Genomic DNA, 20,713 nt, shown 5'->3' with positions numbered 1-20,713 from the left:
TCCATGAGCGATGGCGCGGTGCTGCACGTGAAGGGGCGGGTGCTCGTCGGGCCCGACGAGGTCCGGGACGAACTCTGGGTCGTCGGCGGGAGGATCTCCTACGAGCGCCCCGTCGGCGCCCGTGACGTCCGCGGTGTCGAGGGCTGGGTGCTGCCCGGTCTCGTCGACGCGCACTGCCACGTCGGACTCGACCAGCACGGGCCCGTTCCCGACGAGGTCTCGGAGAAGCAGGCGCTGACCGACCGGGACGCGGGCACCCTGCTCGTCCGGGACGCGGGCTCGCCCTCCGACACCCGCTGGATCGACGACCGCGCCGACCTCCCGAAGATCATCCGGGCGGGCCGCCACATCGCCCGTACCCGCCGCTACATCCGCAACTACGCGCACGAGATCGAGCCGGAGGACCTGGTCGCGTACGTCGCGCGGGAGGCCGGGCGCGGCGACGGCTGGGTGAAACTGGTCGGCGACTGGATCGACCGCGGCACGGGCGACCTGGGCGCCTGCTGGCCCCGGGACGCCGTCGAGGCCGCGATCGCCGAGGCGCACCGGCTGGGCGCCCGGGTCACCGCGCACTGCTTCGCCGAGGACTCCCTGCGCGACCTGGTCGAGGCCGGTATCGACTGCGTCGAGCACGCGACCGGGCTGACCGAGGACACCATCCCGCTGTTCGCCTCGCGCGGGGTCGCGATCGTCCCCACACTCGTGAACATCGCCACCTTCCCGCGGCTCGCCGACGGGGGAGACGCCAAGTTCCCCCGCTGGTCCGCGCACATGCGCCGGCTGTACGAACGGCGGTACGACACCGTGCGTGCCGCGTACGACGCGGGAATCCCGGTCTACGTCGGTACGGACGCGGGCGGCACGCTCCCGCACGGACTGGTCGCGGCCGAGGTCGCCGAGCTGGTCACCGCGGGCATCCCGCGGGTCGAGGCCCTCTCCGCGACGGCCTGGGGCGCCCGGCGGTGGCTCGGCAGGCCGGGGCTCGACGAGGGGGCGCCGGCGGACCTGGTGGTGTACGAGGGCGATCCGCGCGCGGACGTGCGGGTGCTGGGCGCTCCGCGTCTGGTGGTGCTGAACGGGCGGCCCGTCGGGTAGCGGGCGGTGACCTGGGTGTTCGGGGCGGCGCCCTCGATCGTGGGACGCCGGGCGCCTCCCGTGCCGTGGGATTCGAATGGATTCACGGATGCGCCACGTTGGAGTGAAGTCACGTCAGGTTGCTGACCGTTCACTCTTAGTACGTAATTCTTTCCGGGTCCCAAGCTTTCTCTCCTGGGGGTCCCACCCTTGAACACCCACTACTTCCGCATGCCCGCACGCCGGTTCACCGCCACCGCGGCGGCCACCGTCCTCGCCGCCGGTCCGGTGGTGCTGGCCGGTGCGGGCTCCGCGCACGCCACCGGCGCGCAGGGCCGGGCGAGCGCCGTGGTTCTGCGCACCGGGCTCGACGTGTCCTTGCTCAACAAGACGCTGAACGTCCCGCTCGCCGTCTCCCTCAACGAGGTGCAGGCGCCGCGGAGCGCCGAACGCACCGCGCTGACAGCCCGGCTGGACGGTGTCGCCGGCGGCCGGCCCTTCAGCGTGCTGCGCGCGGACGCCGCCACCGCGAAGGCGACGGTCTCGCCGACGAAGGCCGAGGCGTCCACGAACCTCGCGCACGCGAGAGTCCATGTACCCGGACTTCCGTTGCTCTCCCTGGTCGAGATCTCCCAGGTCACCTCCACGGCGACCTGTGAGGCGGGCCGTAAGCCGGTCGCCTCGACGAACGTGCTGGGCGCGGTGACGGTCCTCGGCAAGAAGGTCACCGTCACGGCGGGCGGTCCGACGGAGGTGAAGGTGCCGGGGGTCGGCGAGGTGCGCATCGACTTCTCCAAGGCGCAGGCCTCGTCGCGCACGGCGGCCGCGTCCGCGCTCGTCCTCAAGGTGTCCATCAACCCGTTGAAGCTGAACGTGGCCGAAGTGGAGGGGACGCTGACCCTCGCCGGCGTCTCGTGCGAGGCGCCGGCCGCGCCGGTGCGGGAGAGCGGAGGGGCGGCGCCCGTGTCTGAGGTGACGCCGCAGGGGGCGCCCGCGAAGGAGGCGGCGCCGGCAAAGGCGCCCGCGAAGACGGAGGCGGGGCTGGCCGAGACCGGGGGGTCGTCGTCCACGCCGTACATCGTGGGGAGTGGGGTGGTGCTGCTGGCCGCGGGTGCGGGGCGGTCGCCCTGGGCCGACGCCGCACCCGCCCCTGACGGGGGTTCTCTCGCCGGGTGCGGGTGAGTGGGGGCCGGTCGCGCAGTTCCCCGCGCCCCTGGAGGGACGGGGCTGCGCCCCTGTCCCCCAGGGGTGTGTTCGGGCGCGTGTCTTCAGCCCGTCCGGCGTTTGAGGACGAGGCCGTTCAGGCCGAGAATGGGGCCTGGGGGCGGAGCCCCCAGGGATGGGACGGGTAGGGGCGGCGGGGCGGAAACCCCTTGCCGCACCCCCCGTCTCAGCTCCCCGCCGCCGCCATCGCCCGGTCCAGCGCCTGCAGGAACCCGTTGACGGTGGTCCGGTCGCGTACGGCCAGGCGCAGCCATTCCTCCCCGAGCCCGGGGAACGTGTCCCCGCGCCGCACCGCGAACCCCAGCCCGCGCAGCCGGTCCCGTACCGCCGCCGCCCGGGGCAGCCGCACCAGGACGAACGGCCCGTCCGCGGGCTCCACGACCCGCAGCCCGTCGGGTTCGAACTCCCGCAGGCCCGCCACCAGATGGGCCCGGTCCGCGGCGACCCGCCGGGCGGCGTGGCCCGCCTCCGCGAGCGCCCGGGGCGACACACAGGCCTCGGCCGCGGCGAGCGCCGGCGTGGAGACCGGCCACAGCGGCTGCGCCCGCGACAGCTCCGCGATCGTCCCGGGATCGGCGAGGACGTAGCCGATCCGCAGCCCGGCCAGCCCCCACGTCTTCGTGAGGCTGCGCAGCACGACAAGGCCGGGCACGTCCGTCCGCCCGGCCAGCGCGTCGCGTTCCCCCGGCACCGCGTCCATGAACGCCTCGTCGACGACCAACGTCCGTCCGGGCCGGGCGAGTTCCACGAGGGACGCGGCGGGGTGCAGCACCGACGTCGGGTTGGTCGGATTCCCGACCACGACGAGGTCCGCGTCCTCGGGCACCGCCCCCGGATCGAGCCGGAAGCCGTCCTCCTCGCGCAGCAGCACACGGCCGACGGCGTGCCCCGCGTCCCGCAGGGCCGCCTCCGGCTCGGTGAACTGCGGATGCACCACCACGGGCTGACGGATCTTCAGGCCGCGGGCGACCAGCACGAAGGCCTCGGCGGCGCCCGCGGTCAGCAGCACCCGCTCCACCGGCAGCCCGTGCCGCGCCGCCACCGCGGCCCGCGCGGCCCGCCCGTCCGGATACGCGGCCAGCCCGCCCAGCGAGGCGGCGATCCGCTCCCGCAGCCACACCGGAGGCGTGTCCGCGCGGACGTTCACCGCGAGGTCGGTGAGCGCCGGACCGCCGTCCCGCACCTCGACGTCGCCGTGGTGCCGCAGATCGTGTCCGTCCGCCCCGGTGGTGTCCCCGTCGCGCCCCGGGTTCCCGGCGTGGTCAGTGCGCATGGGAGGGGGAGTGCGCGGGGCCACCGTGGTGGTGCCCGTGGTGACCGTCGTGGTGGTGGCCGTCGTCGTCCGGATGGAAGTGCGGCTGCTGGGGGAGCCCCACCTTGTCCTCGAAGCCGGGCAGCGCGATGCGGTAGACGCAGGAGTCGCAGTTCATCCGCAGGTCCCCCCGTACGGCCTCCCGGTACCGCTCCATGACCAGGTCGAGCAGCTCCGGCTCCGGACCGATGACGTCGGCCGAACGCACCTCGACGTCGGGGTGCGCCGCCGCCCAGCCCTCGGTCTGCTGCCGTACCCGGTCCGGCAGGATGCCCGTGAAGAGGAAGTAGGGCAGGACGACGATCCGGCGGGCGCCCAGGCGCACACAGCGGTCCAGGCCCGACGGCACGTCCGGCGCGGCCAGCGACACGAACGCCGTCTCCACCCCGGCGTATCCGCGTCCCTCCCACAGCAGCCGCGCGGCCTTGTGCACCTCGGCGTTGGCGTCCGGGTCGGTGGAGCCACGCCCGACGAGCAGCACGGTGACGTCGGCCCGGTCCGCGGGGGTGCGGACGGTGCCGCCGAGAACCTCGTCGAGCCGCCGCTCCAGGACCGCGAGCAGCGACGGATGCGGGCCCAGCGGACGGCCGTACGTGTAGGAGATCCCGGGGTGGCGCTCCTTCTCGCGGGCCAGCGCGGCCGGGATGTCGCCCTTGGCGTGCCCGGCGGACACCAGCATCAGCGGGACGGCGGCGAACCGCCGCACGCCCTGGTCCACCAGCTCGCCCACCGCTTCGGCGAGCGGGGGCGGCGACAGTTCGATGAAGCCGCCGGCGACGGGCAGTTCGGGGTGGCGGCTTCCCAACTCCCTTACGAAGGCGCGGAAGGCCTCGGCTCCGGCCGCGTCCCGGGTGCCGTGTCCGGCGATGAGCAGGGCGGGGGGCGGGGTGGTCACGGTTTCTCCTTCGGTACGGGGTGGTACAGCAGGGCGTTGAGCGCGGCGGCGGCGACCGCCGAACCGCCCTTCTCGGACACGTTGCTGACAGCGGGCAGCCCGCTCTCGCGCAGCGCGGCCTTGGACTCGGCCGCGCCGACGAAGCCGACGGGCAGACCGATGACGAGCGCCGGATCGGCGTGCAGGGTGAGGAGTTCCTCCAGTGCGGTCGGCGCGCAGCCGATCACCCAGAGCGCGCCGGGTCCCACGTCCTCGTACGCGAGCCGGATCGCGTGGGCCGAACGGGTCAGCCCCGGGCCGGACTTGGCGTCCCTGAGGCGGCAGACGGTGGTGCGGCGGGTGATGCCCGCCGCGACCATCTCCACGTCCACCACGACCGGTGCCCCGGCGTGCAGCGCGGTGTGCGCCGTGGCCAGGGCGTTCTCGTCGGTGACGAGGTCGCTCGCGTAGTCGAGGTCCGCCGCGGAGTGGACGACCCGCTCCACGACGGCACGTGTCAGCGGCGGGAAGTGCGAGGTGTCCAGGCGGGCACGCAGCCGCCGGAAGGACTCCCGCTCGATGGGATGGACGACCCGGGGCTCCGGGAAGACCTGGCTCACTCGGCTCACTTGGGCTCCTCCTGCCAGCGGTAGCCGCGGGGCGTCACCATGCGCCCGGCGATCTCGCGGGTCGCCGTGTTGCCCACGGTCACGACGGTCATCATGTCCACCGTCGCGGGATCGAGTCCCGCGAGAGTGGTGAGGCGGCTGCTCTCGTCGGGGCGCGAGGCGTTGCGGACGACGCCCACCGGCGTCGTCGGCTCCCGGTGCCCGGAGAGGATCGCGAGCGCCTTCGGGAGCTGCCAGTCGCGGCCCCGGCTGCGGGGGTTGTAGAACGTCACTACGATATCGGCCTCGGCCGCCGCCCGTACCCGCCGCTCGATGACCTCCCACGGGGTGTGGAGGTCGGAGAGGCTGATCGAGACGTGGTCGTGGCCGAGGGGCGCGCCGAGGATCGCGCCCGCCGCGAGCGCGGCGGTCACCCCGGGCACCCCGACCACGTCGATGTCGTCGGACGCCTCGGCCAGCGCGGGGGAGGCCATCGCGTACACGCCCGCGTCCCCGCTGCCGATCAGCGCGACGGCCTGCCCGCGCCGGGCCTCGGACACCGCAGTGCGCGCCCGCTCCTCCTCGGCGCCGAGCCCCGACTCCAGGATCCGGGTGCCGGGCCGCAGCAGGTCGCGGATCTGGTCGACGTACTGGTCGAGCCCGACGAGTACCGAGGCCCGCCGCAGCTCCTGCCTGGCCCGGGGGGTGAGCAGGTCACGGGCGCCGGGGCCGAGCCCGACCACCGCCAGCCGGCCGCGCGCCGGGCGGCGTACGACCGCACAGGTGGCCATCGCGGGCTGCCCGTCCGCCCGCGCCGACTTCCGTTTGGGGACCAGGAGTTCACCGCCGCGCAGCAGGGCCGCGGCCTCGGCCACGGACGGGGTGCCCAGGGCGGCGAGCGGCGCGCCGGAGGGGTTCGGCACGTCGACCGCGGCCAACTCCCCGGCGGTGTACGTGACCAGGGGCACCCCGAGCCGCTCGGCGGCCCCGACGACGCCGGGCTCCTCGGCCTTGGCGTCGACGGTGGCGAGCTCGGCGACGGACCGCGCGGACAGCCCGGCGTCCCGCAGGGCGTCCTCGACGAGCCCGAGCACTTCGTCCACGGGAGCGCCCTTCGAGGCGCCCACGCCGACGACGAGGGAGGGCGGGCGGAGGATCACCAGGCGCTCGGCGGGCGCGACGACCCGGTCGGTGACCCGGACCGTGTACGCGCCCTGTGCCGAGAGCGGCAGCGCGGGCAACGGCCAGGCCGACTCGGCGTCCAGGGCGACGGGTTCGCCGTCCAGCAGGGCCCGGGTCACCCCGGCGACGTCCCCCTCCACGGGGAGGCCCAGCGTGTCCAGTCCTGGCACCCCCACCGCGTCCGTGGCCGTCGTCACCACGGGCTCGGCGCCGAGCAACTCGCCCACCTCGCACGCCAGTTCGTTCGCCCCGCCGCCGTGCCCCCCGACTAGGGACACGGCGAACCGCCCGGCCTCGTCGACACACACGACACCGGGGTCGGTGGTCTTGTCGCCCAGCAGCGGCGCGATCAGCCGCACCACCGCGCCCGTGGCGAGGAAGCACACCAGCTGGTCGCACTCCACGAAGGCGCGCCGCACGGCGTCCCCGACGGACTCGCCGGACCCGTCGTACACGCGGGTACGGGCGGGCCAGGCCGCGGCCAGCCGGTCGCGGGCGGCCGCGCCCGCCGCCGTGGCGGAAATCAGGCCGATCACTGGGGGACTCCTTCGGTACGGGCCGGAGGCCGGACGCCCCACAGCAGGAAGACGGGATTGGTCGCCGCGAGCCGGGTGACGTTCCCCGGCAGCGGCGCGAGCCGGGAGGACTGCAGAAGCACGCCGTCGCAGGCGAACCCGGCGGCCTCGAGCGCGTCCCGGACCGCCGGGACCCGGTCCAGCGCGGCCATGGCGACGACGACGGCCCGCCGGGCGCGCCGCGCGCAGACCGTCACGATGGCGGGCAGCTCCCGCCCGCCACCGCCGATGAAGACGGCGTCCGGATCCTCCAGATCGGACAGCACGGTGGGCGCCGCCCCGTGCACGACCCGCACGTCGACCCCGTGCGCCCCGGCATTGGCCCGGATCCGGTCGCAGCCGTCCCGCGTCTTCTCGATCGCGGTGACGGCGGCACCGAACCGCGCGCACTCGACGGCGACGGACCCGGAACCCGCCCCGACGTCCCAGACCAGATCCCCGAGGCGTGGCCCGATCCGGGCCAGCGCGAGTGCCCGTACCTCGAACTTGCTGATCATCGAGTCGCGGTGCGCGAACTCGCTCTCGTCCAGGGCCCACCGGTCGGGACCGGCGGCCGGCCCGGCCACCGTCCGCACGGGAGCGAGGACACGGGACTCGTCCAGGCACAGGACGACGCTGACCGCCGTACCCCAGTCGCGGGCCGCGGCCTCGGCGGGCGTGACCCGCTCCACGCGTTCGTGCGCGGGGTCGCCGAGGGCGCTCGCCACGACGAGGACGCGCGCGCCGGAGCGGTGGGTGAGCGCGGCGCCGAGTTCGGCGGGACCGGAACCGGGCCCGGTCAGCACGGCCACCTTCGGGTGGGACCGGCAGACGTGCGCGGCCGTGCGCAGGTCACGCCCGTGGGCGCTCACCACCACCGCGTCGTCCCAGGGCAGCCCGAGCCGCGCGAAGGCGGTCGCGACGGACGAGACACCGGGCCGGACGTCCAGCCGCTCCGGCCCGAACCGCTCGGCCAGCGCCCGGACGATCCCGAAGAACCCGGGGTCGCCGGAGGCGAGCACGACGACCCGGCCGCCCTCCGCGTCCTCCCCGCCTTCCTTCTGGTTCTCCCGCGCCTTCGCCAGGTACCGCTCGACGGTGTCGAGGGCGGGGGCGAGCGGCCCGAGGACGACCTGTTCGGCGCCCGCCGGCAGCCGCGCGGCCGCCAGATGACGCCGGGCCCCCACGACCAGGTCGGCCCGCGCCACGGCGGCCTCGGCGTCCGGTGGCAGCGGCGCCCCCGTCCCCGTACCGACGACGGTGATCACGACGTACTGCCGCGCCGCGCCGCACGCAGCTCCGCGCGGGCCCGCGGGTCGGCCTTGCGGAAGCCGTGGAAGTGACCGGGGTGGTAGAGGTGCGAGCGGGTGCCGCTCGCGTCGAGCGCCGGACCGACGAGGAACAGCGTGTGCTTCCAGAGCTTGTGCTCCTTGACCGTCTCCTCCAGCGTCCCGATCGTGCACCGGACGATCAGCTCCTCCGGCCAGGTCGCCTGGTACGCGACCACGACCGGCGTCGAGGTCGGATAGCCGCCCTCCAGCAGCTCCCGTACCAGCTGGCCGCTGCGGGCCGCCGACAGGAACAGCGCCATGGTCGTCCCGTGCCGGGCGAACTCCCGCACCTCCTCCCCGGGCGGCATCGGCGTCTTGCCGCCGCCGAGCCGGGTGAGGATCACGGACTGCGCGACCTCGGGAATCGTCAGCTCGCGCCGGGCGAGCGCGGCCACCGCGGAGAAGGAGGAGACACCGGGCACGATCTCGGTCTCGACGTCCAGGTCCGCGCACCGGTCGAGCTGCTCCTGCGTGCCGCCCCACAGGGACGGGTCGCCGGAGTGGATGCGCGCGACCCTCAGGCCCTCGCGGGCGGCGCGTTCGTACACGGCCACGACGTCCTCGAGGGACATCGTCGCCGAGTCCAGGATCTCCGCACCCTCGCGCGCGTGTTCGAGGACCTCGGCCTGCACCAGGCTGGCCGCCCAGATCACGACGTCGGCCTCGGCGATCGCGCGCGCGGCGCGGAACGTCAGCAGGTCGGCGGCGCCGGGCCCGGCCCCGACGAAGGTCACCTTGCCGGTGGGGGCATCGGCCATGGGAATCGGTCCTCTCCTACGAAAACTCGGGTGCTGCGAAAAGATTTCGGTAGCCGGATCGGTGGCTACCCGCCCGTTGGACATGCGAGACCGGGGCCTGATCGGATAGCAAGGGCCTATGGCGGTCCTCGTCGCGCTCGGCGCGTTCCTGATGACGCTGGCCGGCGGCTGGACGGCTCAGCGGGTGACCGACCGCCGTCATCTGGTGCTCGGCCTGGCCGGTGGGCTGATGCTGGGCGTGGTCGGCCTGGACCTGCTGCCGGAGGCGCTGCGCACGGCGGGCGGCGAGGTCTTCGGCGTACCGGCCGCGCTGCTGCTGTTCGTCGCCGGGTTCCTCCTCGCCCATCTGGTGGAACGGCTGCTGGCCGCCCGGCAGGCCGCGCACGGCGGCGAGGAGTGCGCCGGCCGGGCGCCGGAGGTGGGCCTGACGGCCGCCGCCGCGATGGTCGGCCACAGCGCCATGGACGGCGTCGCGATCGGCGCCGCCTTCCAGGTGGGCGGCGGCATGGGCCTGGCGGTCGCCCTCGCGGTGGTCGCCCACGACTTCGCGGACGGCTTCAACACGTACACGATCACGAGCCTGTACGGGAACGCGCGCCGCAAGGCGATCACGATGCTGTTCGCCGACGCGGCGGCCCCGGTCGCCGGCGCCACCTCCACGCTCTTCCTCACCATCCCGGTGCACCTGCTCGGCGGCTATCTCGGGCTCTTCGGCGGCGTCCTGCTGTACCTCGCCGCCGCCGAGATCCTGCCCGAGGCGCACCACGAGCACCCGGCCCGCTCGACCCTGCTGTTCACGGTCGGCGGCGCGGCCTTCATCTGGCTGGTGGTGGGCCTCGCCGGAACCGGATGATCTCTCGTGACTCACAGTTTCCCGCCGCGTCCGCCGTCCCGCCGGGCGGGTGCGATGAGCGTGGAGAGGTACGGAAGCGGCTCGCCGCCGAGGTCGGCGGCGGGCCGGATGGACTCGCCCTCCAGACCGAGCGCCGAACCCCACACCGCGTCGTCGATCCGCCCGGTCTCCCGCAGCGCCCGCGCGACCTCGTGCGCCTGCCGTCCGAACTTGTACGCGACGACCGTGCCGGGCCCGCTCAGGGCGTCCTTGAGCACGGCGGCCCCGGCCGTCACCGGTACCAGGGTGAGCGGCTCGGTCCCCTCCGTGAGCACGGCCCCCGAGCGGGCGGCGAGATCCTGCATGGCGGTGATGCCGGGCACGGTCTCGATCTCCGTCCCGGGCACGAGCGCGCCGATGGTGTGCGCGAGATAGGTGAAGGTCGAGTACACGTTGGGGTCGCCGATCGTCGCGAAGGCGACGGTCGTGTGCCGCTCCAGCAGCTCCGCGACCCGCGCGCCCGCGGCGTCCCAGGCGGCCTCGCGGCGCGCGCGGTCGGTCCGCTCGTTGAGCGCGAACACGATCCGCAGGACCTTCTCCGCGGGCACGTAGTGCAGCACGGTCGCCTCGGCGCGCCCGCGTTCCCCGGTGTCCATGACGGGCACCACGACCACCTCGGCGGCACGCAGCGCGTTGACGCCCTTGACGGTCACCAGCTCCGGGTCTCCGGGGCCGACGCCGACTCCGATCAGCTTGCTGCTCATGACGTCAGGCACCTCTCCACGAACCGACGGGCGACACCGGGTACGGACGCCCAGTGCGTGTGCAGATAACTCGCGTGCACACCTTGTTGTACGAAACCCTCGACGCGCGGCCGCGGGGCGCGCACCCCCCAGGCGGGAGCCGCGCCGGCACCGGGCTCCACGACCGTCCGGTGGAACTCGTGCCCGCGCATCCGGGTACCGGCCGCGGCGAGCACGCTGTCGGACACGGCCACGGCGTCCCGGTAGCCCAGGGTGAGCCGCTCGTCCATCCGGGCCGTGACGTCGAGCACCCCGCACATCGGCTGTCCGTCGAGCTCGCGCGAGAGATAGAGCAGGCCGGCACACTCGGCGGCGACGGGCGCGCCGCCGAACGCCAGCTCGGCCACGGCCTTGCGCAACGGCTCGTTGGCGGACAACTCGGGCGCGTACACCTCGGGGAAGCCCCCGCCGATCACCAACCCGCCCGTTCCCTGCGGCAGTTGCTCGTCCCGAAGCGGATCGAAGGTGACGACGTCGGCCCCGGCGGCGGCGAGCAGCTCGGCGTGCTCGGCATAGGAGAAGGTGAAGGCGGGGCCGCCGGCGAGGGCGACGATCTTCTGGCCGCCCGGTTCCGGAACAACCGCCTCGGCCGTGTCCCAGGCCGCACCGGTCAACTCACCCGCACCACGCGCCAACGCGAACAACGCGTCCAGATCGCACCCGCGCCGCACCTGCTCGGCCATCGCCCGCACGGCGTCCACGGCGTCCGCGCGCCGCTCGGCGACGGGCACCAGCCCCAGGTGGCGGGAGGGCGTGTCCACCTGCGGGGCACGCCGCAGGGCACCGAGCACCGGCACCCCCGACGCGTCCAGCGCCTCCCGCAGCATCTGCTCGTGCCGATCGGACCCCACCTTGTTGAGGATCACCCCCGCGACCCGCACCCCGGGATCCCAGGAGGCGAACCCGTGCACCAGCGCGGCCACGGACCGGGACTGCGACGAGGCGTCGACCACCAGCACCACCGGCGCCCGCAGCAGCTTCGCCACCTGCGCCGTGGACGCCAGGTCGCCCTGCCCGGCCGCCCCGTCGTACAGCCCCATCACACCCTCGACGACGGCGAGATCGCACCCCCGCGCCCCGTGCGCGAACAGCGGCGCGATCAACTCCGCACCGCACAGGTACGCGTCGAGGTTGCGCCCCGCACGCCCGGTCGCGAGCGTGTGGTACCCGGGGTCGATGTAGTCGGGCCCCACCTTGTGCGGGGACACGGCGAGCCCCCGCGCGGCGAAGGCCGCCATCAGCCCCGTGGCGACGGTGGTCTTGCCGCTGCCCGAGGAGGGCGCGGCGATGACCAGCCGGGGGACGGACGTCACCACTCGATTCCCCTCTGGCCCTTCTGGCCGGCGTCCATCGGATGCTTGACCTTCGACATGTCGGTGACGAGATCGGCGGCTTCGACCAGCTTCTCGGGGGCGTTGCGTCCGGTGATCACGACATGCTGGGTCCCGGGCCGCTCCCGCAGCACCGAGACCACCTCCTCCACGTCCACCCACCCCCAGTGCATGGGGTACGCGAACTCGTCGAGGACGTACAGCCGGTACGTCTCGGCCGCGAGGTCCCGCTTGACCTGCTCCCAGCCCTCCCGGGCCTTCTCCTCGTTGTCCATCTGGGAGTCCCGCTGCACCCAGGACCAGCCCTCGCCCATCTTGTGCCAGTCGACGGACCCGCCCTCACCGCTGGCGCCCAGCACCCGCAGCGCGTTCTCCTCGCCGACCTTCCACTTCGCCGACTTGACGAACTGGAACACCCCGATGGGCCACCCCTGGTTCCAGGCGCGCAGCGCGAGCCCGAAGGCGGCGGTGGACTTCCCCTTGCCCACGCCCGTGTGCACCACGAGCAGTGGCCGGTTGCGCCGCTGACGTGTCGTCAGTCCGTCGTCCGGTACGACACTCGGCTGCCCCTGCGGCATTACGCGGCCCTCCTCGAAGTTCCCTGCACCTCGCGCACGAGCCCGGCGATGGAATCGGCGCGCAGCTCGTCCAGCGTCACCGCCGTCCCGCCCAGTTCGTCCGCGAGCCGCCCCGCGAGCCCGAGCCGCACCGGCCCCGCCTCGCAGTCCACGACCACGGAGGCCAGCTGGTCGGCCGCGAACAGCCGCGCCGCGCGCCCCGCGAGCGCGACCGGCTCGGGCCCGCCCGTGGCCCGTCCGTCGGTCACCACGACGACCAGCGGCCGGCGCGCCGCGTCCCGCAGCCGCTCGACCCGCAGCACCTCGTGCGCGCGCAGCAGCCCGGCCGCGAGCGGCGTCCGCCCGCCCGTGGGCAGCGACTCCAGCCGCACCGCGGCCGCGTCCACCGAGGAGGTGGGCGGCAGCGCGACCTCGGCGGCGGAGCCGCGGAAGGTCACCAGACCGACCTTGTCCCGCCGCTGGTAGGCGTCGAGCAGCAGGGACAGCACCGCACCCTTCACGGCGCCCATCCGCTGCCGCGCCGCCATCGACCCGGAGGCGTCCACCACGAACAGCACGAGGTTGCCCTCCCGCCCCTCACGGGTGGCCTGGCGCAGATCGTCCCGTCGTACGACCAGACCGGGACCCGAGCGTCCCCGCGCCCGCTGGTGCGGCGCCGCCGCCCGTACGGTCGCCGCCAGGTGCAGCTTGGTGAGCGTGCCCCGGGGCCGCCGCGAGCCGGTCGTCCGGCCGTGCTCGGTCCGCGCCCGGGAACGCCGGCCGGCCGCGCCCTCGCCGAGACCGGGCACGCTCAGCATCTTCGTGCGAAAGGGTTCGGCGGCCCGCACCGGGGACTGCTCACCGGCGCCCTGCCCGGCCGGCGCCTTTCCGTCCTGCGAGGGCTCGCCCTGTGCCGGCACGTCGCCAGAGGGGACATCGCCCTCCGGACCGTCCTGCGGCGGCTGCCCGCCCCCGCCGGGACCGTCCGGGTCGGGGTCGGGATCCGTGTCGGGGTCGGGTTCCGTGTCGGGGCCGGGGTCGTCGTCGGAACCGCCGAACTCCTCCAGCGTCTCGTCGAGTTTGTCCTCGTCGAGCCCCGGAGCGTCGAAGGGGTTGCGCCGGCGCCGGTGCGGCAGCGCGAGCAGCGCCGCCTGCCGTACGTCCTCGGGCAGCACCTCGGTGCGCCCCGCCCAGGCGGCCAGCGCGGTCGCGGTCCGCGCCATCACGATGTCGGCCCGCATCCCGTCCACCTCGAACGCGGCGCAGGTCGCCGCGATCTGGCGCAGCGCGGCGTCCCCGAGCCGCACCGACGGCAGCAGCCCGCGCGCCGCCGCGATCCGCGCCCGTACCGCGGACTCCTCGTCGGCCCATCGCGCGGCGAAGCCGTCCGGGTCGTCGTCGTAGGCGAGCCTGCGCCGGACGACCTCGACCCGCTGGTCGGGCTCCCGGGAGGCCGCGACCTCGACGGTCAGCCCGAACCGGTCGAGCAACTGCGGCCGCAGCTCGCCCTCTTCGGGGTTCATGGTGCCGACCAGCAGGAAGCGGGCCGCGTGCCGGACCGAGACGCCCTCCCGCTCGACGTACGAGGCACCCATCGCCGCCGCGTCCAGCAGCAGGTCGACCAGATGGTCGTGGAGGAGGTTGACCTCGTCCACGTACAGGATCCCGCGGTGCGCGTCGGCCAGCAGGCCCGGCTCGAAGGCCTTCACGCCCTCCGCGAGCGCCCGCTCGATGTCGAGCGCGCCGACGAGCCGGTCCTCGGAGGCACCGACGGGCAGCTCGACCGTACGGGCCGGCCGCGACACGTACGGGCCGCCGTCGTGCGGCCCGTCCGGGCACGCGGGGTCCGGCGCGTCCGGATCGCACGAGAAGCGGCACCCGGCGACGACGTCCACCTCCGGCATGAGCACGGAGAGCGCGCGCACCGCCGTGGACTTGGCGGTGCCCTTCTCGCCGCGGACCAGCACACCGCCCACCGCCGGCGAGACGGCGTTCAGCAGCAGCGCGAGCCGCAGGTCGTCCTGGCCGACCACGGCCGTGAACGGGAACGGGGTACTCACTGGTCGTCGCCCTCCAAGTCGCCTTCGAGCTCCAGATAGGTGGCGCGCAGCCGCTCCAGGGTGTCCGCGTCCGGCTCGGCCCACAGCCCCCGGTCGGCGGCCTCCAGGAGCCGTTCGGTGATCCCGCGCAGCGCCCACGGATTGGACTTCTTCATGAAGTCCTGGTTCTCCGCGTCGAAGACGTACTCCGCGCTGAGCTTCTCGTACATCCAGTCGTCCACGACCCCGGCCGTGGCGTCGTAGCCGAAGAGGTAGTCGACGGTCGCCGCCATCTCGAAGGCCCCCTTGTAGCCGTGCCGGCGCATCGCCGCCATCCAGCGCGGGTTGACCACCCGGGCGCGGAAGACACGGTGCGTCTCCTCCCCGAGCGTGCGGGTCTTCACCTGGTCGGGCACGGCCGAGTCACCGACGTACGCCTCCGGGCTCGCGCCCGTCAGATGGCGCACCATGGCCACCATGCCGCCGTGGTACTGGAAGTAGTCGTCCGCGTCGACGAGGTCGTGCTCGCGGGTGTCGACGTTCTTCGCCGCCACCGCGATGCGCCGGAACGCGGTCTCCATGTCGCCGCGTGCCGCCCGGCCGTCCAGACCGCGCCCGTAGGCGTAGCCGCCCCACACCGCGTACACCTCGGCGAGGTCCGCGTCGGAGCGCCAGTTGCGGGCGTCGATCAGCGGCAGCAGGCCGGCCCCGTAGGCACCCGGCTTGGAGCCGAAGATGCGCGAGGTGGCGCGCCGCCGGTCGCCGTGCCCGGCGGTGTCCTCGTCGGCGTGCGCGCGGACGTAGTTGAGGTCGGCCGGCTCGTCCAGCTCCGCCACCGCCCGCACCGCGTCGTCGATGAGACCGACCACGTGCGGGAACGCGTCCCTGAAGAAACCGGAGATGCGCACCGTGACGTCGATGCGGGGCCGGCCCAGCTCCTCGGGGGAGACGATCTCGAAACCGGTCACCCGGCGCGAGGCGTCGTCCCAGACCGGGCGGCAGCCCAGCAGCGCCAGGATCTCCGCGATGTCGTCGCCCTGGGTGCGCATCGCGGACGTGCCCCAGACCGTCAGACCGACCGACTTCGGGTACGCGCCGGTGTCCTGCAGGTACCGCTGCACCAGCGAGTCGGCGAGCGACTGTCCGACCTCCCAACTCAGCCTGGAGGGAATCGCCTTGGGGTCGACCGAGTAGAAGTTGCGGCCGGTCGGCAGGACGTTCACCAGGCCACGGGTCGGCGAGCCCGACGGACCGGCCGGGACGTAACCGCCGTCCAGGGCCCGCAGGATGTGGGTGATCTCGTCCGTCGTCCGGGCCAGCCGCGGCACGACCTCGCGGCAGGCGAACTCCAGCACCGCGACGGCGTCCGGGAGTTCAGTGCCCAGCACCTCGCGCACCAGAGCGGGCACGGCCGTGCCGTCCCAGCCGCGTTCCTCCATGCCCTCGGCCGCGCGGCGGCACAGCTGCTCCAGCAGATCGATCGCGTCGGCGCCCGTCCGCGCAGGGCCTGCGACGAGGTCCGTCAGCTCCACCGGCACCTTCACCGGCGCGCCGGGCTCGCTCAGCAGCTCCTTCTCGGACAGCCCGAAGTGCCCGGCGAGAGCGGCCCGCAGACCCGGCAGCGCGTTCGCGGCGCCACCCCACACCTGGGAGGCCCGCAGCACCGCCAGGACCAGGTTGACGCGCGGCTCGGCCTCCGGGCCACCGCCCAGGATGTGCAGGCCGTCCCTGATCTGCACGTCCTTGATCTCGCAGAGATAGCCGTCGATGTGCATCACGAACGCGTCGAAGTCGCCGTCGTCCGGCTGGTCGTCGACGTGCAGGTCGTGATGGAGCTCGGCCGCCTTGACCAGCGTCCAGATCTGCGCGCGGACCGCCGGGGCCTTCGTCGGGTCCAGGTCGGAGACGAGGGCGTACTCGTCGAGGAGCTGCTCCAGCTTGGCGAGGTCGCCGTAGGTGTCGGCGCGCGCCATCGGCGGCACCAGGTGGTCGACGACGGTGGCGTGCCCGCGCCGCTTGGCCTGGGTGCCCTCGCCCGGGTCGTTGACGATGAAGGGGTAGACGAGCGGGAGTTCACCGAGCACGGCGTCGGGCGCGCAGCCGCTGCTGAGCCCGAGTCCCTTGCCGGGCAGCCACTCCATCGTGCCGTGCTTGCCCATGTGCACGACGGCGTCCGCGCCGAAACTGTTCTCCAGCCAGCGGTAGGCCGCCATGTAGTGGTGCGACGGCGGCATGTCCGGGTCGTGGTAGATCGCGATCGGGTTCTCGCCGAAGCCGCGGGGCGGCTGGATCATCACGACGACGTTCCCGAACCGCAGGGACGCCAGGACGATGTCGTCGCCGTCCACGTACAGGTTGCCCGGCGGTTCGCCCCACGCCTCCAGCATGCCGTCCCGCAGCCCGGGGTCGAGCCGGTCGAACCACGCGCGGTAGTCGGCGAGCGGTACCCGCGCCGGTGCGGAGGCCAGTTGCTCCTCGGTGAGCCACTCGACGTCGTGGCCGCCGGCGGCGATGAGACGGTGGATCAACTCGTCGCCGTTGTCGGGGTATTCGGTGAGGGAGTACCCGGCGTCCCGCAGCGCGTCCAGCACCCGTACGGCGGAGGCGGGCGTGTCCAGGCCCACCGCGTTGCCGACCCGTGAGTGCTTGGTCGGGTACGCGGTGAAGACGAGCGCGAGCTTCTTCTCCGCGTTCGGCTTGTGCTTCAACCGGGCGTGCCGTACGGCGATCCCGGCGACGCGCGCGGCCCGTTCGGGATCGGCCACGTACACCGGGACGTCGTCGGGGCCCTGCTCCTTGAAGGAGAACGGCACGGTGATGAGCCGTCCGTCGAACTCCGGGATGGCGACCTGCATCGCCGCGTCCATCGGGGAGAGGGCGGCGTCCGACTCGTCCCAGGCCCGCTTCGACGAGGTCAGACAGAGCCCCTGCAGCACGGGGACGTCGAGGTCGGCGAGGGCGCCGATGTCCCAGGCCTCGTCGTCGCCGCCCGCGGACGCCTCCGAGGCGTGCGTGCCGCCCGCCGCGAGCACGGTGGCGACCAGCGCGTCGGTCCTGCCGAGGATCTCGTACAGGCCGCTGTCGGCGCCGCGCAGTGAACCGCAGTACACCGCGAGGGCGTTGGCGCCGCGCGCCTCGACCGCGTCGCACAGCGTGTCGACGAAGGCCGTGTTGCCGGCCAGCTGGTGGGCGCGGTAGAAGAGCACACCGACGGTCGGACGGCCCTCGACGAAGGCACGCTCGCCGTGGACGCCGTACTCGGGCATCTTGCGCGGCTCCTCGAAGCCCTCGCCGGTCAGCAGCACGGTGTCGGAGAGGAACCGGGCCAGCTCGGTGAGGTTCTCGGGGCCGCCCTCGACCAGATAGCGCAGCGCCTCGGCCACCACACCGGCCGGCACCGACGAGTCGGCCATCAGCTCGGCGTCGGGGACGGTCTCGCCGCCGAGCAGCACGGTGGGGACACCGGACGCCTTCAGGAAGGCCAGGCCGTCCTCCCAGGCCCGCTTGCCGCCGAGGAGCCGTACGACGGCGAGGTCGGCGCCCTCGACGAGCGCGGGGAGTTCGTCCGCGACGTCCACCCGGGTCGGATTGCCGATCCGGTAGGCGGCGCCGGAGGCCCGGGCCGCCAGCAGATCGGTGTCGGCGGTCGACAACAACAACACTGTGCTCATGCGGGCGCTCCCGGTGGAATGAAAGGCAGTCCTTGCGGCGCGCCCGACTCGATGAGCCGCCACAGCGCGTCCGTGTCCGCGTGTTCCTCGATCAGATCGCCGAGCCGGTCCAGCTGCTCCTCGCGCAGCGCCCCGAACGACGTGTCGGCGGCCGGTACGAAGCGGCGGCCCGCGGCGGCCGCCACCTCGCGCAGGAAGGCACGCCGGAAGCCGTCCGACTCCAGCGAGCCGTGCCAGTGGGTACCCCAGACGGCACCCACCCGGCAGCCGTCCAAGAAGGGCTCGCCACCGGTCACTTCGGCGACGCCGTGATGAATCTCGTACCCCTCGACGTGTTCCCCGAGCGCCTCGCCGGCCGGCCGGGTGAGGGTCTTCTCGCGCGCGAACCGCACGCGGACGGGGAGGAGTCCGAGCCCGTCGACATGCCCGGCCCGCGACTCGACCTCGTCCTCGATGTGGTCCCCGAGGAGCTGGAAGCCGCCGCAGATCCCCAGCACCGGGCGGCCCTCGGCGGCCCGCCGGGCCAGCGCGTCCGCGAGGCCCCGCTCGCGCAGCCACGTCAGCGCCTTCACGGTGCCCCGGGTCCCCGGCACGACGACCAGGTCCGCGTCGGCCAGTTCCGCGGCCCGGTCCACGAACCGCACGACGACGCCGGGTTCGGCGGCCAGCGCGTCCACGTCCGTGAAGTTGGACATCAGCGGGACCGCGCAGACCGCGACGCGCAGGACGTCCTCGCCGACGGGCTCGGCGACCGCCGACTCCCGCACGGCACCGCGCAGCGACACACGCAGGCCGTCCTCCTCGTCGATCCCGAGGCCGTGCCGGAAGGGCAGGACCCCGTACGTACGGCGTCCGGTGAGGTCCTTCAGCATGTCGAGTCCGGGCTCCAGCAGGGACACGTCGCCGCGGAACTTGTTGACCAGGAACCCGGCGACGAACTCCTGGTCCTCGCGGGACAGCAGCGCGACCGTCCCGAAGAACGAGGCGAACACGCCGCCGCGGTCGATGTCGCCGACGACGAGCACGGGCAGCCGCGCGTTGCGCGCGATCCCCATGTTCACGATGTCGGTCCGCCGCAGATTGATCTCGGCAGGACTGCCGGCCCCCTCACAGATCACCGCGTCATACGTGCCCCGCAACTCGGCGAGGCAGTCCAGCACGGTGCCCAGGAGCTGTCGCTGCCGCCCGCCGTGGTAGCCGCGGGCGGTCATCTCGCCCACCGGCCTGCCCATGAGCACGACCTGACTGCTCCGGTCGCTGCCCGGCTTGAGCAGCACGGGGTTCATGAGCGCGGTCGGTTCCACGCGGGCGGCCTGCGCCTGCATGGCCTGGGCGCGCCCGATCTCGGCGCCCTCGCGGGTCACGAAGGAGTTCAGGGACATGTTCTGCGCCTTGAAGGGCGCGACCTTGACGCCCTGGCGCACCAGCCACCGGCAGATCCCGGCGGTCACGACGCTCTTGCCGGCGTCGGAGGTGGTTCCGGCGACGAGGAGACCGCCGTTCATGTCGTACGCCCCTTCGGGAGAGGTCCGCCCGCGAGCAGCCGCCCGGCCAGCAGCCGTCCCGCGGCACTCACGCCGAGGGCGAGCCAACTGACGCGCCGCGACAGCCTCACGGCCCGTTCGATGTCGCCGACGCGCACGGCACGCCCGCCGACGTTGAGGACGGGCCGGTGCTCGACCCGGCCGGCGTAGGAGAGGGTCCCGCCGAGCCGTACCCCGAGTGATCCGGCGAACGAGGCTTCCACGGGCCCGGCGTTGGGGCTCGGATGCCGGCGGGCGTCGGTACGCCAGGCGCGCACCGCCCCGCGCGGGTCGTCGCCGGCGACGGTGGCGAGCGCCGCGGTCAGCCGTGCTCCCGGCCAGCCCGCGACGTCGTCGAGGCGCGCGGAGGCCCAGCCGTAGCGCCGGTACCTGGCGGATCTGTGCCCGACCATGGCGTCGAGCGTGTTCACGGCGCGGAACGCGACCAGTCCGGGCACACCGCCGACGGCTCCCCACACCAGGGCGCCCACCACGGCGTCGGAGGTGTTCTCGGCGACGGACTCGACGACGGCGCGCGCGATGCCGTCGCGGTCCAGTGCCAGAGGGTCGCGCCCGCACAGGTGCGGCAGCCGCGCGCGGGCGGCCTCGACGTCACCGGCGCCGAGCGCGGCACCGATCGCCCGCGCCTCGCGCCCGAGGGAGGTGCCCCCGACGACGGCCCAAGTGGCCGCGGCGGTCAGGGCGATGGAGGCGGCACGGGAACGGCGTACGCCACGGTTCGCGAGCGCGGCGAGCGCACCGGCGCCGCCGACACAGACGGTGGTGTGCAGCGCTCCCCAGCCGCGGTGGTCGCGCCACAGCATCCGCTCCACGGCTCCCGCGGTCCGCCCGAACGCGGCGACCGGATGGCCCCGGCGGGGATCGCCGAGCAGCAGGTCGCCGAGGAGGCCGGTGGCGGCGCCGTACGCGAAGACGCGATCGGCACGCACGGGGTCAGCCCGCCGTGGGGTGAAGTGGAACCCTCGTACTCATCAAGACCCGCAACGGGCAGCCGCGCATGGCGATATGTCCTCACTCAG

General features: G+C 74.2%; 16 protein-coding genes. 3 read left to right on the top strand and 13 right to left on the bottom strand.

Going from position 1 to position 20,713, the window contains the following annotated elements; translation table 11 throughout:
- The first annotated feature begins 3 nt into the window (after nt 1-3).
- Nucleotides 4-1,095 (top strand): amidohydrolase family protein, encoded by a 1,092-nt coding sequence (locus HEP85_RS10140; protein ID WP_168527483.1) that lies wholly within the window; start codon nt 4-6, stop codon nt 1,093-1,095.
- 189 nt (nt 1,096-1,284) lie between these two features.
- Nucleotides 1,285-2,256: an SCO1860 family LAETG-anchored protein gene (locus HEP85_RS10135; protein WP_369657670.1), complete on the top strand. Its 972-nt coding sequence runs from the start codon at nt 1,285-1,287 to the stop codon at nt 2,254-2,256.
- Nucleotides 2,257-2,464: 208 nt separating this feature from the next.
- On the opposite strand, the gene cobC is transcribed toward HEP85_RS10135, so the two are convergent.
- The 6 genes from cobC to cobM are packed head-to-tail and all read right to left on the bottom strand — an operon-like array spanning nt 2,465 to nt 8,917.
- Nucleotides 2,465-3,571, bottom strand: a complete 1,107-nt coding sequence (gene cobC / locus HEP85_RS10130) for an Rv2231c family pyridoxal phosphate-dependent protein CobC (RefSeq protein ID WP_168527482.1) — start codon at nt 3,569-3,571, stop codon at nt 2,465-2,467.
- Nucleotides 3,561-4,505, bottom strand: coding sequence for a sirohydrochlorin chelatase (locus HEP85_RS10125; protein ID WP_168527481.1), 945 nt, complete (start codon nt 4,503-4,505; stop codon nt 3,561-3,563). The genes cobC and HEP85_RS10125 overlap by 11 nt, the downstream gene beginning before the upstream one ends.
- Nucleotides 4,502-5,104 (bottom strand): precorrin-8X methylmutase, encoded by a 603-nt coding sequence (locus HEP85_RS10120; RefSeq protein ID WP_168533497.1) that lies wholly within the window; start codon nt 5,102-5,104, stop codon nt 4,502-4,504. The genes HEP85_RS10125 and HEP85_RS10120 overlap by 4 nt, the downstream gene beginning before the upstream one ends.
- Before the next feature lie 5 nt (nt 5,105-5,109).
- Nucleotides 5,110-6,810, bottom strand: a complete 1,701-nt coding sequence (gene cobJ / locus HEP85_RS10115; protein WP_329286917.1) for a precorrin-3B C(17)-methyltransferase — start codon at nt 6,808-6,810, stop codon at nt 5,110-5,112.
- Nucleotides 6,807-8,096: a precorrin-6y C5,15-methyltransferase (decarboxylating) subunit CbiE gene (gene cbiE, locus HEP85_RS10110; RefSeq protein WP_168527479.1), complete on the bottom strand. Its 1,290-nt coding sequence runs from the start codon at nt 8,094-8,096 to the stop codon at nt 6,807-6,809. The genes cobJ and cbiE overlap by 4 nt, the downstream gene beginning before the upstream one ends.
- Complete coding sequence (cobM, locus tag HEP85_RS10105) at nt 8,093-8,917, bottom strand: precorrin-4 C(11)-methyltransferase (protein WP_168527478.1); 825 nt, start codon at nt 8,915-8,917, stop codon at nt 8,093-8,095. Before cobM ends, cbiE begins: the two co-directional genes overlap by 4 nt.
- A gap of 118 nt (nt 8,918-9,035) precedes the next feature.
- Here cobM and HEP85_RS10100 point away from each other — a divergent pair, with 118 nt between their 5' ends.
- Nucleotides 9,036-9,770, top strand: coding sequence for a ZIP family metal transporter (locus HEP85_RS10100; RefSeq protein WP_329286911.1), 735 nt, complete (start codon nt 9,036-9,038; stop codon nt 9,768-9,770).
- An 11-nt stretch (nt 9,771-9,781) separates the two neighbouring features.
- On the opposite strand, the gene cobI is transcribed toward HEP85_RS10100, so the two are convergent.
- Genes cobI through HEP85_RS10065 form a run of 7 tightly spaced genes read right to left on the bottom strand, consistent with a single transcriptional unit; the run spans nt 9,782 to nt 20,623 of the window.
- Nucleotides 9,782-10,513, bottom strand: coding sequence for a precorrin-2 C(20)-methyltransferase (gene cobI / locus HEP85_RS10095; RefSeq protein WP_211117902.1), 732 nt, complete (start codon nt 10,511-10,513; stop codon nt 9,782-9,784).
- Nucleotides 10,510-11,868 carry a cobyrinate a,c-diamide synthase gene (locus tag HEP85_RS10090; RefSeq protein ID WP_168527475.1) on the bottom strand — a complete coding sequence of 453 codons (1,359 nt, stop codon included), beginning with the start codon at nt 11,866-11,868 and terminating at the stop codon, nt 10,510-10,512. Before HEP85_RS10090 ends, cobI begins: the two co-directional genes overlap by 4 nt.
- The gene (cobO, locus tag HEP85_RS10085; RefSeq protein ID WP_168527474.1) at nt 11,862-12,461 is read right to left on the bottom strand and encodes a cob(I)yrinic acid a,c-diamide adenosyltransferase; all 600 of its coding nucleotides are present in this window, start codon (nt 12,459-12,461) and stop codon (nt 11,862-11,864) included. Before cobO ends, HEP85_RS10090 begins: the two co-directional genes overlap by 7 nt.
- A complete protein-coding gene (locus HEP85_RS10080; protein WP_369657669.1) occupies nt 12,461-14,500 on the bottom strand; it encodes a putative cobaltochelatase in 2,040 nt (679 codons plus the stop codon). Before HEP85_RS10080 ends, cobO begins: the two co-directional genes overlap by 1 nt.
- A complete protein-coding gene (gene cobN / locus HEP85_RS10075) occupies nt 14,497-18,150 on the bottom strand; it encodes a cobaltochelatase subunit CobN (RefSeq protein ID WP_168527472.1) in 3,654 nt (1,217 codons plus the stop codon). Before cobN ends, HEP85_RS10080 begins: the two co-directional genes overlap by 4 nt.
- Complete coding sequence (locus tag HEP85_RS10070) at nt 18,147-19,655, bottom strand: cobyric acid synthase (RefSeq protein ID WP_168527471.1); 1,509 nt, start codon at nt 19,653-19,655, stop codon at nt 18,147-18,149. The genes cobN and HEP85_RS10070 overlap by 4 nt, the downstream gene beginning before the upstream one ends.
- Nucleotides 19,652-20,623, bottom strand: a complete 972-nt coding sequence (locus HEP85_RS10065; protein ID WP_365768886.1) for a cobalamin biosynthesis protein — start codon at nt 20,621-20,623, stop codon at nt 19,652-19,654. The genes HEP85_RS10070 and HEP85_RS10065 overlap by 4 nt, the downstream gene beginning before the upstream one ends.
- Nucleotides 20,624-20,713: the final 90 nt, after the last annotated feature.

The organism is Streptomyces sp. RPA4-2 (assembly GCF_012273515.2).
Lineage (GTDB): Bacteria > Actinomycetota > Actinomycetes > Streptomycetales > Streptomycetaceae > Streptomyces > Streptomyces kaempferi.
Note: the sequence above shows the minus strand (reverse complement) of the source record. Positions and strands in the feature narration are given on the sequence as shown.

Bases quoted from the DNA above. Each gene is read 5' to 3' on its own strand.
- HEP85_RS10100 (WP_329286911.1), top strand. From the start codon at position 9,036: ATGGCGGTCCTCGTCGCGCTCGGCGCGTTCCTGATGACGCTGGCCGGC.
- cobC (WP_168527482.1), bottom strand. From the start codon at position 3,571: ATGCGCACTGACCACGCCGGGAACCCGGGGCGCGACGGGGACACCACC.
- cobM (WP_168527478.1), bottom strand. From the start codon at position 8,917: ATGGCCGATGCCCCCACCGGCAAGGTGACCTTCGTCGGGGCCGGGCCC.
- cobO (WP_168527474.1), bottom strand. From the start codon at position 12,461: ATGCCGCAGGGGCAGCCGAGTGTCGTACCGGACGACGGACTGACGACA.
- cobI (WP_211117902.1), bottom strand. From the start codon at position 10,513: ATGAGCAGCAAGCTGATCGGAGTCGGCGTCGGCCCCGGAGACCCGGAG.
- HEP85_RS10070 (WP_168527471.1), bottom strand. From the start codon at position 19,655: ATGAACGGCGGTCTCCTCGTCGCCGGAACCACCTCCGACGCCGGCAAG.
- cobN (WP_168527472.1), bottom strand. From the start codon at position 18,150: ATGAGCACAGTGTTGTTGTTGTCGACCGCCGACACCGATCTGCTGGCG.
- HEP85_RS10140 (WP_168527483.1), top strand. From the start codon at position 4: ATGAGCGATGGCGCGGTGCTGCACGTGAAGGGGCGGGTGCTCGTCGGG.